This is a genomic window from Lactobacillus sp. ESL0263 (assembly GCF_003692845.1).
Lineage (GTDB): Bacteria > Bacillota > Bacilli > Lactobacillales > Lactobacillaceae > Lactobacillus > Lactobacillus apis.
Genome location: NZ_REHL01000004.1, coordinates 418,229 through 430,911, shown reverse-complemented (window position 1 = coordinate 430,911; position 12,683 = coordinate 418,229). Strand labels below are relative to the sequence as shown.

Sequence of the window (12,683 nt, the reverse complement as noted above, 5' to 3'; positions counted from 1 at the left end):
AAGATGCACTTCTATGAAGAAGTACATCTTTTTAAACTGTTTTATTACGAACTAGTCGAGGATATCAGTAACCTGACCAGCACCAACAGTACGACCACCTTCACGGATAGTGAACTTAGTACCTTTTTCAATGGCAGCTGGTTTGATTAACTTAACAGTAAATTCTGTGTTATCACCAGGCATAACCATTTCAGTACCCTCTGGCAATTCGATTTCACCAGTAATATCAGTAGTGTGGAAATAGAATTGTGGACGGTAGTCTGAGAAGAATGGAGTGTGACGTCCGCCTTCTTCCTTCTTCAAGACATAAACTTGACCCTTGAATTCGCGGTGAGTTTGAATTGAGCCAGGTGCGGCTAAAACTTGTCCACGAACGATTTGGTCACGGTCGATACCACGAAGCAATACACCAACGTTATCGCCGGCTTCACCTGAGTCCAAAGTCTTGTGGAACATTTCCAAACCAGTAACAACTGATTTAAGAACTTCTTGAACTAAACCAACGATTTCAACTTCGTCGCCGACTTTAACAGTACCACGATCGATACGACCTGAAGCAACAGTACCACGACCAGTGATAGTGAAGACATCTTCAACAGGCATCAAGAAAGGCTTATCAGTTTGACGTTCTGGAGTTGGGATGTATTCATCAACAGTGTCCATTAACTTCATGATAACTTCTTCTTGTTCCTTGTCGCCTTGTAAAGCTTTCAAAGCTGAACCACGGATAACTGGAATATCATCACCAGGGTAATCGTATTCAGTTAACAAGTCACGAACTTCCATTTCAACTAAGTCAACCAATTCTGGATCGTCAACTAAATCAGTCTTGTTTAAGAAAACAACGATGTAGTTAACACCAACTTGACGAGCAAGCAAAATGTGTTCACGAGTTTGAGGCATAGGACCATCAGTTGCAGCAACAACTAAGATGGCACCATCCATTTGTGCGGCACCAGTGATCATGTTCTTGATGTAGTCAGCGTGACCTGGAGCATCCATGTGAGCGTAGTGACGTTTTTCAGTTTCGTACTCTACGTGAGCGGTATTGATAGTAATACCACGTTCTTTTTCTTCTGGAGCTGCATCGATGTCTGAATAGTCTTCAGCCTTTGCTAAGCCCTTTTCTGATAAAACTTTAGTAATAGCCGCTGTTAAAGTGGTCTTACCATGGTCAACGTGACCGATAGTACCAATGTTTACGTGTGGCTTTGTTCTAACGTAATGTTCTTTTTCTGCCATTAAAATGACCCTCCTGTAAATTTGCAAGAAGTCCGTTGAGTAAGTAACGGATAGTTCTCTGTTGATTATTGTACTACTTTCATTGGCAAATGCCTAGTATTTTAATGCATAGAGCCATGCCTAATGAAAACGTCCTTTGATATTATACTAAATAGGAAAAAAATGTAAAGGCCTTTTATCTAAATTATTTTGGCAAATCATGGTCAATTTGTCTGAATAAATCATGGTGACTTCGACCATCTTGAAAATCAATGTATGATGCAATGTCACTCGCAAAACTATCTGGTTCTTCGACGTATTTAGTTAGCTTGGGATACAAACTACCTAAGATCAAATTGACCTCGCCTAAGACAGCTGGAAGCTGACTCGGACGGTGATAATATCTTGATCCGATTGCCGAAACTACTTCACGATAAACTGGATCCTTCTCTAGCAAATTAATCTGGTTAGGAATAAACTTTTCTCTTTTACCTAGCACCAAAACATCAAAAGATTCATTAATACCCAAGCGAAAGAGATCTTCACATAATACTAGACGCACAGCAAAACTTAAGCTAGGGTCTAATAATAGACTCTGTGCAAAATTCGTAAAGTTAATTAAATCCAATGTAAAAAGTTGGTCATATTCATACTTAGTTGGATTTTTACTAAGACGAAATTTCTCCATTGTTGCTTGCTGCTCAGAAATCGAAGCTGGTAAGACTTCAACTTCTTTTTCGCCCTTACTCAAATTTTTAATCTCGAGTGCTTCAATTAAAAAGTGATTGGCTTGCAAAACCCTAGAATAAGCAAAAAAGATCTCATCATCTGAAAAGAGATCTTTTTCCTCTTTGATTAAGCTATACGCAGAATATGCTTGATCGGCTTTTAAATATAAGTCGCATAAGCGAAGAACAATTTCCTTGTTACTGCCAATTCGCAGAGCTTCTTCAACATTTTGAATTGCTGAATCTAATTTACCGTTTGCTTCATTTTCTTGTGCTAGAGTTAGTAAATTTTTTTGGCTTAAAGTTGTCATACTAGTCTTTCTTAACTATTTTCTTACCAGATTTTTTCACGTCAACTGAATGATGCTCATTATTTTTTCCAGTAGTCGCATCTTTGCCCGAACGCTTTTGCATCGCACGATGTCTATTCTGATTTACTTCCATGACCACTGGTAATACTACAGGGCGACGATTAGTTTTCTTATATAAGAACTTCTCTAAATCGTTTCTAACGTCCTGCTTTATTTCAGTCCAATCAAACTTCTTATGTTCAAAGTTATTATTTATAGTCTTTTTAATTAATTCAATACAATCATTCATCAATTGATGATTGGCTTTGATGTAAACGAAGCCACGACTAGTAACTTGTGGTTGCGCAATGATTTTTTTCTTACGACGATCAATTGTAACAACGGCAATAAAAATACCATCATCTGACAAAATTTCTCGGTCACGCAGAACAATATTGCCCACATCACCGATGCCTGAGCCATCAATCATTATATCTTCGCCTGGAACAGGATCAGTTAAATTAAACTTCTTTTGTTTAAAATCGTAATCCAAACAATCACCATTTCTGGTAATCAAAACATTTTCTTTCTTAATTCCTGCTCTTATTGCAAGATCGCGATGAACTTCCAACAAGCGATATTCACCGATTACTGGAATAACAAATTGTGGTTTTAGAATATCAATTAGCATTTGCAAATCACGTCCAGTTGCATGACCGCTTGTATGCTTAGCCCTACCAAGTTCAATTACGGTTCCGCCTGCTCGATAAACAAGATCACTAGTCTGCGCAACTACTGTTTCAACAGAATGAGATGGTGTTGTTGCAATGAAAACCAGGTCATTTTCATGAATCGTAATCATACTGTGACGTTTTTTAGCCATTTTTTGCAAAGAATTTAATGGCTCACCCATTTGCCCAGTTTCAAGAATTACCACTTTGTTATCTGGTGTAGTGCTCAGATCTTTGACACGCATTAACAGATTTTTAGGAACATAAAGATAGCCTAAGTCCATTGCTGTACGAACTATTTTTGCTACATCACGTCCAGTTAATAGTACCTTCCGGCCTGTTTCATGCGCAGCATTTAAAACTTCTTGAATTCTGATTAAATTAGAAGCTTTAGCGGCTACAATTACTCGACCAGTGGCATTACGAAAGACATTGGTCACATATTCACCTATTTCTTGTTCAGAAACGTTAGGTAGTGCTGCTTCTGCATTAGAAGAATCACTTAAAAGTGCCAAAACTTTCTTTTGTGAAATTTCTGCCAACCGATCTAAATCAGTTCGATATTTTGGCGCTGCAGAAGGATCAAACTTAAAGTCACCAGTATAAACTACTTCTCCAGCTGGAGTGTGCACATCAATTCCGAGCGAGTCAGGAATTGAGTGAGTCGTGTGGAAGAATGAAATATTCGCGTTTTTAAATTCAATTTCAGTTTCAGCGTCTATTACATGGAACAAACTGTTTTTAATTCGCTTATTCTCTCTTTTAACTGTAATTTTAGCCAGTTCAATCGTTAACCGAGAACCAAATACAGGTATATCATATTGACGCAAAATATATGGCAAGGCACCAATTGAATCAGCGTGTCCATGAGTTAGAAAAATACCAACAACTTGGTCACCATATTTTTCAAAGAAGTCGAGATCTGGAATAACCAAATCAATTCCATATAAAGAACTATCAGGGTATTTCAATCCAGCATCAAGAACAAAAATTCCATCATTAACTTGAACAGCAAACATGTCCTTTCCTTGTTCACGAACACCGCTCAAAATCATTATCTTAACTTGATCAGCCATTTTATTTCCTTTTCTATAATAATTGTTATTAAGTTGTTTATTTATGGATCGTAAGATCACAACGTAAAAAGTATCTTTTTTTATTCTAGCATAAAAAGCACTTATGGCAAAAACAAAAAGCCAGTTCTTTAATAGAACTGACTTTTTTAAATCTAAGTTTAGAAATTAACGACGTAAACCTAACTTCTTGATTAATTCACGGTAACGATTAATGTCGTTATCTTGTAAGTAACGAAGCAAGTTACGACGGTGACCAATCTTCTTAAGTAAACCAACATATGAGTGGTGGTCATGAGAATGTTGTCTCATGTGTTCAGTCAAGTTGTTGATGTCTTTAGTTAAAATAGCAACTTGTACTTCAGTTGAACCTGTGTCACCTTCATGAGTAGCAAATTGCTTAATGATTTCATCTTTTTCTGCTTTTGAAATTGCCATAATTATTCACCTTTCAATAAAAAAATTGCCGTTAACAACGTTAACCGTCAGGTGTGAGCGAGCAAACAGCGTTAACGGTTCACAACAATAGTATAATACAGATTATTTTTTTAAAAAGCAAGTATAAATTGTCTTGCATCTACAACTATTCTTCAGTATAATTTACTAAGTAAAATTACGATCAATGGAGGTGAATGTTATGCCACAAATCAAATCAGCTATTAAGCGTGTTAAAACTCAAGATGCTGCTAGAAAGCGCAGAGCCGCTCAAATGACAGAATTAAGAACTGCTGTTAAGAAGTTCAAGACTGCCCAAGCTGCTGGTGCTGAAAACGCCTCCGAATTACATGTTGCTGCTGCCCGCGCATTGGACAAGGCCGCTTCTAAGGGTCTTATTCATAAAAACAAGGCTAGCCGTGATAAGAGTCGCTTAGCTAAGTTAGCTAAATAATTTGAATTCAAAAACTAAAAAGCAAGGATTGAATAATCCTTGCTTTTTTCTTTACTCAATTTATTACCTCATACGCTCAAAACAAATAACTTTAAGAAATTGTTTTCCCGATATTGCCCATTTTTATAGTTATAATCTAGCTTGATTGCCTGCTCTAACAAGCTCGCCAGTTTATTAGTCGAAATTTTATTATTAAGAGCTAGCTTTACTCGATAAGGGTGAACCCCTAGTTCTTTAACAATTTCAGTTTCATTTCTGCCGCGCTCATGCAATGTCTTTGCAACTAAAATTAATTCTAACTGGTTTTCAAAGACTGCAAGTAATTGAATCGGATTACTACCCTCTCTCAATTGGTTATCTAATCTTGCAATCGCTTCTCGATAATTATGCTTTAAAGCTGCTTCTAAAACTGCAAAAACATTTTGGGCAAATGATAAGTCAACGTTTTTACGAACTAGTGTCTCATCAATTTTATTCTCAGTGGCAGCCATCTTTAATTTATTAAAATTGCTCAGTACAGTATCAAGAACCTGATCGCTTCTTTCAAGTAAAAGCTGCAAAGCCATCTCTGTAATCTGATATCCTTCAGCACTAATTAATGCCTTAGTTACCTTTTTAACTTCATAGCTTTTAACTTCAGTATCTACGACATTAAACTTCTTCAAAACTGTTTTTGTCAGCTTCTTTCGCCGATCAAGCTTTTCATACGAAGCTACTATTACTAGTTTGTTGTCGAGCTGATCAATATGATCAAAAATTTGCTGCAACTGATCAAGTTGCTTTTTTGCTTTTTGCGGAACTTTAGCAGTTAAAAAGAACGGATTTTTGATAGTTATTATCTTTTGCTGGCTAAAAAGACTTGATTCTGTTAATTCAGCAATCAAATCATCTAGACTATCACTTTCACAATCAATGGATACTTTCTCTAGTTCTTGAAATGATTCTTCATATATGTATGAGCGCGCAATATAATCATTCAAAAAGCTATCTGAACCCAAAATTAAGGTTTGCGCATTGCTATTATTTGAATTTTTAAACAAAGAAAGTAAAGTCATTTTTGATTCACCACTACAAAACGTTTGAATTTTGGCTTAGAAAAATAGCCATATGTCCAAGTAATCATACCACAGTCCTGCGTCGAAGCCCATGGAATGTGTTGATTGCTTAAAGTATCAATCGTTTCCTTATGCGGATGCCCAAAACGATTATTTCGACCAGCTGAAATAAAAACTAATTTAGGCTTTAAAGTTTTTAAAAAATCAGGATTTGAAGAAGTGCGACTACCATGGTGTCCTAGTTTGAAATAGTCAGCTTGAATATTAAACTTGTTCATTATTTCTTTTTCACCTTCTTGACCTAAATCACCAGTAAAAAGCCATCTTTTGCTCTTTACAACAAATGTCAAAGATAGTGAATCTTCATTTTTACCTAGGCCAGGCTTAAAAGGATAAACAACATTAAATGTAATTTGTGGCTCAGCTACTTTCTGACCAGCTAATAGTTCTACAACTTGATCTCGCTTAATTTGTCCCACTATTCTTTTTATAAAAGACGGATTACGAATTAATCCTGCTGCCGTATACAATTTTTGAACGTGAACTTGTTCGAGCAAGGGTCTTAAATCTCCAACGTGATCGGCATCTTGATGAGTTACAAAAACACCATTAAGTTTACTGATTCCAAGTGCTTTCAAAAAAGGAATAGTAATTTTATTAACTTGAGGCGTCGTTTTTTGGCCACTAAAATTTAATTTTCCGCCAACATCAATTAAATAAACACGCCTTGGAAAAGGTGTAGAAATCAAAATACTATCGCCCTGACCTACATCAATCAATGTAACCTGACCTGTTAAGGGAAAGTGAATTGAGGAAAAGATCATCACGTACAAAACCGCAATGCCACCAATTACTTTTAACCTGCTTTTTTTCGTGGATTTTTGCTCATTTACAAAAACCAGCAAAATAGCCGTAAATATAGTTAACATCACACATTGCCACCAGTTGATCTTACCAAATGTTAATAGTCCCAATTTAGAAGCGGATACTTGAGCTATTAACTTTTCACATGTCTTTAAAACATTCTCAAAGCACCAGGAAATTTCCGGACATAATTTAAAAGTAACTAAGTTCAAAAAGACAATTGGCATAACTAGCCAATTAAAATATGGCACTACTACCAAATTAAAAAAAACGGTCAACAAATTAAATTGAAAAAAATGAAAAAGTAGTAATGGTGTTAGTAAACAATTTAAGGCAAATGACTGTTTAAATGAGGTTAATTTAGTTGTTAATTCTAAACCTAGAGCCAAGACATAACTTAAAATGGCTCCCACATTGAGCATCAAACACGGATTAATTATTAAGTGAATAATATAAGTGAGACCTAATAAATCAAAATGAGTAATTTTTTGCTTCTGAAATTTAAAAATCTGATCAAGTATATAAGTTAGACTGGCTCGAATAAAGCCAGCTTGACCATTACTTAAGAAAATACCAATTAATAGAATGAATAAACAAATTGCAAATGTCTCTTGTTCGGTTAATTTCAGATAATAACAAATTGTACTAATTACTAAGGTATAGATGCCAACGTGAAGACCGGAAATACTTAACAAGTGAATTACGCCAAGGTCACGGTAATTAGATAAAATCGATTGGTCCGCTTGGCTTGGACTTTCGCCAAGAACTAATTCGCTACTGAAAAAAGACAAAATCGGTGGCATTTGTGCAAAATACTTTTGCAAGCAAAAACGAATATGATGTGCGACATCCCTAAAATGTTGCTTTTTATTTGTGATTATACAATTCTCCAGTTCAATCTTTTGTTTAATGTTTTTGCTCAAATAATATTTTTTTGCATCAAATTGTCCATAATTTGTAGCAGGCTCGATTTCTTTAACCTCTCCTTGTAAATGCGAAAGATAAAGTGAGTATCCAGAAAGGAGCTCTTTTTTCTGCATTTGACTAATTTTTGTTGAAACTAGTACTGACTTACCATCTGCTTTTCCTTGGCCAAACATTCGGTTTCCAGACACTTTGATTTGATCTGGGTATATGGTAACCACAGAACTATTTTTGAGAGAAAAATTTTGTTGGTTCTGATTAATAGCAAAACTGATAAGTGCAACAAATAGCACTAAAAAGGCTAAACAACTTGTTTGTCGGTGTTTATGAAACAAAAGAAATACCAAATAAAGTGCAATTACCAAGCAAAATAGCCATTGAAGAGGCGTAATAGACTGTGAAAGACCAAAATTTATGTCTGCTAATAATAAAGAAACTAGCAATAAAAAACCTGGTGTCAGAATTTTAGACTTCCAGTTGACTTCGAAGTGCCTCAAAAGTCTTATCTCCTATCCCAGAAACTTGTTTCAAATCCTCAATGCTTTTAAAATTTCCGTTTTTTTGCCGGTACGCAATAATTTGTTCAGCTTTTTTAGCGCCTATTCCAGATAACTTTTGCAAATCTGCAGTGTTTGCCGTATTGATATTTACTTTTACTCCTGAAGCTTGGTTAGCACTTTCACTCTGGGAAGAATTATCTAGTTCTCCTGAATTAGTACTACCATTAACAGAAGAAACAATTTCGTTTTCCTTTAACTTTTCTCCATGATATGGAATATGAACTTTGTCCTGGTCACGAAGAATTAATGCACGGTTAACTTTTTCAATTTGAGCCTTACTTGTCAGTCCACCTGCTGCCGCAATCAATTCATTTAAGCGAGCACCATACTTCAATGTATAAACACCTGGATTTTCAATTGCACCAGAAATATCACAAATAACTTCTTTAGGCTCTTTTACTTTCTTCTCTACCTCTTTATTAGCAATTTGTGTTTCTTCTTTTATTTCAGTTCCTTCTTGCTCATCAGTCTCTGTTTGCTTTATGGCAAAATCAGAATCATTAGATTGTTCATTTCCAGAATGACCAATTAACCAAAGCAAGACAAGCAAAATCCCTATTCCTATAACAAAATACTGTTTATGCTCAATTATGAATTCCTTAACTTTTGTCCAATCCATATTTTCACCTCCTAATTTTAAGTACGAAAAAAGTTCAGAATTTCTTCTGAACTTTTTATTTTTTATTAGTAGTGTTTTTGCAAATAATGTAAAGCATCTTCAAAGGTACCTACTGGGACAATCTTCATCTTCGTTTTTATTTGCTTCGCCGTTCTTTTAGCAACTTGGTAGTTACTATCAGCTTTTTTCAATTGAGAGGTATCTGTCGGCGCAAAGAAAACTTCTGCTCCGGCTCTGTCGGCTGCGACTACTTTTTTGTCCACACCACCGATTGCCCCAACTTTGCCTTTAGGAGAGATAGTGCCCGTTCCGGCAATTTTATGTCCCTTAGCCAAATCCTGTTGCGTGAAAGTTTCATAGCTCGTTAGTGTAAACATTAATCCTGCTGAAGGCCCCCCAATTGCACCAGCATCTATTTTTAATTCTGGTTTTGTCGTAACCTTAACATGTTCTACTAACTGAATTCCAATTCCAGGTTTATTGGTGCCCTCAACTTTAACAATTTTTCCTGAAAAAGTTAGTGGATTATTATTCCTTAAAACGTTAATTTTAACTTTAGCGCCAATTTTCTTTTTCTGAAAATATGAAAGCATTTCTTCTGTTGATTTGAAACGATGGCCGTTTGCACCCAGAACGGTATCACCGATTTGCAGTTTTTTCTTAAAACTCGAGTGCTTCTGAACCTGCATGACATAAACGCCTTCATAATTTAGTTTTGGCTTTAAGCCTGCCTTCTTTGCTGCATAATAGATAGCATTTTGCTGACTGGTTTCCATATACCAATTCTGCAATTCCTCATACTGACTACTTGTTGCATCCCCCAGCAGTTCTTCTCTTGAAATTCTCGTTTCGTATTTTCTAGTATAACTTAACAAATATCGCAGCACTGAAGCTGGGCGTTGGGTTTCGCTAACTGTCACTAAATAATAATTATCAGGTGCTTTTTTACCACTTCTGATAAATTGACTAACTTGAAATGCCTCGCCAGGCATTTCAAGATAATAATTAGTTGGCCAGCTTAAGCCTACTACAATCGCGGCGATAGCTAAGAAAAAGAAGAGCCATTTATGACCTTTTTTCTTACCTTTATCTTTAGTTTTATCGTTCATTAATCTTTACCAATTTTTTCTTTAAAGCAATTGCAGCTTCTATTGGCATAAATGAACTAATATCACCGCCAAATTGAGCTACCTCTTTAATAATACTAGATGCCACAAAGCTGTTTTGCGGCGAAGTAAACAATAATACAGTTTCAAGATCATTCGCTAGCTTCTTATTCATTGCTGCAATTTGTTGCTCGTAAGTGAAATCCTCGCTGTTCCGCACTCCGCGAACAATAGCTGTTGCACCAATGTCGTGTGCCACATCGACAGTTAATGATTGTGGTCTTTTTTGAACCTCAACATTAGCAATGTTCTTCACTGCACTTTTAATAAGTTCTACCCGTTCATCTGCACTAAATAAATAGTGCTTAGAGGTATTGTCCATTACCACTACAAAAACCTGATCAAAGATTCTAGCAGCCTGCTGAATTACATCAATGTGTCCATTAGTAATTGGGTCAAAACTACCTGGAAAAAGTGCAATACTCATCTTTTTTCCTTTCGATAAAAACGAACGATTGTTTTACCTAAATGGTGAGTTTTCGTTAGCTCAAAACCTTCTATTTCACCAAGATTAGTTTCATCGTCTGTCTCTGCTACGATAACTGCATTATCTGTTAACAAATTTAAACTGTCCATTTTCTTCATATCAGAAGTAATTTTTTGTTTGGCATATGGCGGATCTAAGAAAACTAAATCAAATTTCTTTTCATCTTTGGCAAGTTTGGTTAATGCAATATTGCTTGACATTTTATAAACAGAAAAACGATTTTCTTCTTTAGTTAAAGCAACATTCTTTCGGATAATTTCCACAGCTTGGTAATTAATATCAATAATTGTTGCATGACTACAGCCTCTTGAAACAGCCTCGATTGCAAGGGCACCACTTCCGCCATACAAGTCTAATACTTCTCCACCTTCAAAAAATTGTCCTAGGCTATTAAACAAAGATTCTTTAACCTTATCACTGGTTGGCCTAGTTTTTTGACTTTTTAGTGTATACAAGTTGCGCTTAGCATACTTTCCAGAAATAATTCTCATAATAAGTAGTCCGTATTCTGTTCCTGCTCATCAAGTAACTTTTTTTCTGCTTCAGCAGCAAGTTCAGTAATTTGTTCTTCAATATGCTTACTTGACAAGTCAATTTCATCATCACTAGATTTTTGTACATCCTTGACAAAATCCAACTGTTTAATAGCGTTTATCGTTTTGTCAGCTTCTTTTTGGTCAACATATAAGACACAATATGCATTTTTCTTAGAAAAATACACGATGTCCCCGTAACGCCTAAGCTTAAACTGACTGTTAATAGAATTAAGATAAACAATTAATCCTTGTCTCTTAGTTAAGGAAGTATTTGCCAAATCATGATTGATACTCATCAGCCAACTCCTCTTCTTTCTTAATACGTTCATTTGCAGCAATATTTAAAACTAATCCAATTGAAGCTGATAAGACAATTAGTGATGACCCACCGTATGAAATAAAAGGCAAAGTAACACCTGTAATTGGTAATAGCCCCAAAACTGCACCAACATTAAACAGAGTTTCAGTAAAGATAATTGTCGTTACGCCAAAACAAACCAAAGCGTTAAATTGCGTACTAGCATGAAGACCCACTTCCATAATGCTCCACATCAAATAGAAAAGTAAGCCTAAAACTAGTAATGCACCGATTACTCCAATTTCTTCAGCCGCAATTGCTAAGATAAAGTCCGTATATGGCTCTGGTAAATAGCCTCTCTTTTGCATACTATTACCTAGACCAACACCAAACAAACCGCCATTATGAATCGCATAATATGAATTAACTAACTGGGCACCACCTTTTTGCTCTAGCTCAAAGGGATGCAAAAATGACATGAGTCGTTGATATTGATAACTGGACTGTAAAAAGTCAGGATTCCACTTAACAATTAAGAAAACTAAGAAGAAAACACCAATTCCAATTCCAATTAAACAGAGTAGTGCGTTCTTGGCAGGCACACCTGATAGAGAAAACATAATGATCACAATTGTTGCTAAAATGGCAGTACCACCTAAGTCTGGTTCAACTATCACTAATAGCATCATTACCCCAGATAAAACTGCTGGTCTAATCAAATTATTGACAATATTCCCTTGGCGGAAAGAACCATCATGACGATCTAAATAGTACGCTAAATATATTACCAATGCTAATTTGGCAATTTCCAATGGCTGAATACGGATGACTTTTAAATCAATCCAGCCAACCGCCCCATTAACTGCAGCATCAGAGCCTTTAAATACCTTTAAAACAATTAGGTAAAACAGCAAAAACATACTAATTCCGAGAAACCAAGCAACAAACTTAGTTCGCTTAAAAAGTTCTAACCGCAAAAAGAACGCCAATGTAGCAAAACCAAAGAAAGCTACCACCGCATATATTGCTTGCCTAATCCCATATGTCGCTGGCTTAAAACCATTTACGAGCAAGATATCTGAACTAGCTGAATAAACCATAATTATGCCAAAGAAAACCAGTAATAAATATGGCAATAGAATTTTGTAGTCCAAATGTTGAAGTTTCCGTCGCAAAAGTAGCCCTCCTCTTACGAAAAAAATATATTTTTATTATAAAACAAAAATGACACTACTTCATTAA

13 protein-coding genes are annotated in these 12,683 nt (G+C 35.7%); 1 reads left to right on the top strand and 12 read right to left on the bottom strand.

Annotation, left to right across the window (positions count from 1 at the left end; all coding sequences use genetic code 11):
• Nucleotides 1-51: 51 nt before the first annotated feature.
• The 4 genes from tuf to rpsO all read right to left on the bottom strand — a co-directional run bounded on the left by tuf (nt 52) and on the right by rpsO (nt 4,481).
• The gene (gene tuf / locus F5ESL0263_RS04095; protein WP_122035059.1) at nt 52-1,242 is read right to left on the bottom strand and encodes an elongation factor Tu; all 1,191 of its coding nucleotides are present in this window, start codon (nt 1,240-1,242) and stop codon (nt 52-54) included.
• A 184-nt stretch (nt 1,243-1,426) separates the two neighbouring features.
• Nucleotides 1,427-2,260 carry a tetratricopeptide repeat protein gene (locus F5ESL0263_RS04090; RefSeq protein ID WP_122035057.1) on the bottom strand — a complete coding sequence of 278 codons (834 nt, stop codon included), beginning with the start codon at nt 2,258-2,260 and terminating at the stop codon, nt 1,427-1,429.
• Nucleotide 2,261: 1 nt separating this feature from the next.
• Complete coding sequence (locus tag F5ESL0263_RS04085) at nt 2,262-4,046, bottom strand: ribonuclease J (RefSeq protein WP_122035055.1); 1,785 nt, start codon at nt 4,044-4,046, stop codon at nt 2,262-2,264.
• A 165-nt stretch (nt 4,047-4,211) separates the two neighbouring features.
• The gene (rpsO, locus tag F5ESL0263_RS04080) at nt 4,212-4,481 is read right to left on the bottom strand and encodes a 30S ribosomal protein S15 (RefSeq protein ID WP_046306781.1); all 270 of its coding nucleotides are present in this window, start codon (nt 4,479-4,481) and stop codon (nt 4,212-4,214) included.
• Nucleotides 4,482-4,680: 199 nt separating this feature from the next.
• Here rpsO and rpsT point away from each other — a divergent pair, with 199 nt between their 5' ends.
• Nucleotides 4,681-4,932, top strand: a complete 252-nt coding sequence (rpsT, locus tag F5ESL0263_RS04075; protein ID WP_046306779.1) for a 30S ribosomal protein S20 — start codon at nt 4,681-4,683, stop codon at nt 4,930-4,932.
• 68 nt (nt 4,933-5,000) lie between these two features.
• On the opposite strand, the gene holA is transcribed toward rpsT, so the two are convergent.
• The 8 genes from holA to F5ESL0263_RS04035 form a co-directional block, all read right to left on the bottom strand.
• On the bottom strand, nt 5,001-5,987 hold the full coding sequence (gene holA, locus F5ESL0263_RS04070) for a DNA polymerase III subunit delta (protein ID WP_122035053.1): 987 nt from the start codon (nt 5,985-5,987) through the stop codon (nt 5,001-5,003).
• The gene (locus F5ESL0263_RS04065; RefSeq protein WP_122035051.1) at nt 5,984-8,272 is read right to left on the bottom strand and encodes a DNA internalization-related competence protein ComEC/Rec2; all 2,289 of its coding nucleotides are present in this window, start codon (nt 8,270-8,272) and stop codon (nt 5,984-5,986) included. The genes holA and F5ESL0263_RS04065 overlap by 4 nt, the downstream gene beginning before the upstream one ends.
• On the bottom strand, nt 8,241-8,954 hold the full coding sequence (locus F5ESL0263_RS04060; protein WP_122035049.1) for a helix-hairpin-helix domain-containing protein: 714 nt from the start codon (nt 8,952-8,954) through the stop codon (nt 8,241-8,243). Before F5ESL0263_RS04060 ends, F5ESL0263_RS04065 begins: the two co-directional genes overlap by 32 nt.
• A gap of 65 nt (nt 8,955-9,019) precedes the next feature.
• Nucleotides 9,020-10,063, bottom strand: a complete 1,044-nt coding sequence (locus F5ESL0263_RS04055) for a SepM family pheromone-processing serine protease (RefSeq protein WP_122035047.1) — start codon at nt 10,061-10,063, stop codon at nt 9,020-9,022.
• Nucleotides 10,053-10,547: a pantetheine-phosphate adenylyltransferase gene (coaD, locus tag F5ESL0263_RS04050; RefSeq protein ID WP_122035046.1), complete on the bottom strand. Its 495-nt coding sequence runs from the start codon at nt 10,545-10,547 to the stop codon at nt 10,053-10,055. The genes F5ESL0263_RS04055 and coaD overlap by 11 nt, the downstream gene beginning before the upstream one ends.
• Nucleotides 10,544-11,098 carry a 16S rRNA (guanine(966)-N(2))-methyltransferase RsmD gene (gene rsmD, locus F5ESL0263_RS04045; protein ID WP_122035044.1) on the bottom strand — a complete coding sequence of 185 codons (555 nt, stop codon included), beginning with the start codon at nt 11,096-11,098 and terminating at the stop codon, nt 10,544-10,546. Before rsmD ends, coaD begins: the two co-directional genes overlap by 4 nt.
• Nucleotides 11,095-11,439: a YlbG family protein gene (locus F5ESL0263_RS04040; protein WP_122035042.1), complete on the bottom strand. Its 345-nt coding sequence runs from the start codon at nt 11,437-11,439 to the stop codon at nt 11,095-11,097. Before F5ESL0263_RS04040 ends, rsmD begins: the two co-directional genes overlap by 4 nt.
• A complete protein-coding gene (locus tag F5ESL0263_RS04035; RefSeq protein ID WP_122035040.1) occupies nt 11,423-12,616 on the bottom strand; it encodes an FtsW/RodA/SpoVE family cell cycle protein in 1,194 nt (397 codons plus the stop codon). The genes F5ESL0263_RS04040 and F5ESL0263_RS04035 overlap by 17 nt, the downstream gene beginning before the upstream one ends.
• Between the last annotated feature and the right edge of the window lie 67 nt (nt 12,617-12,683).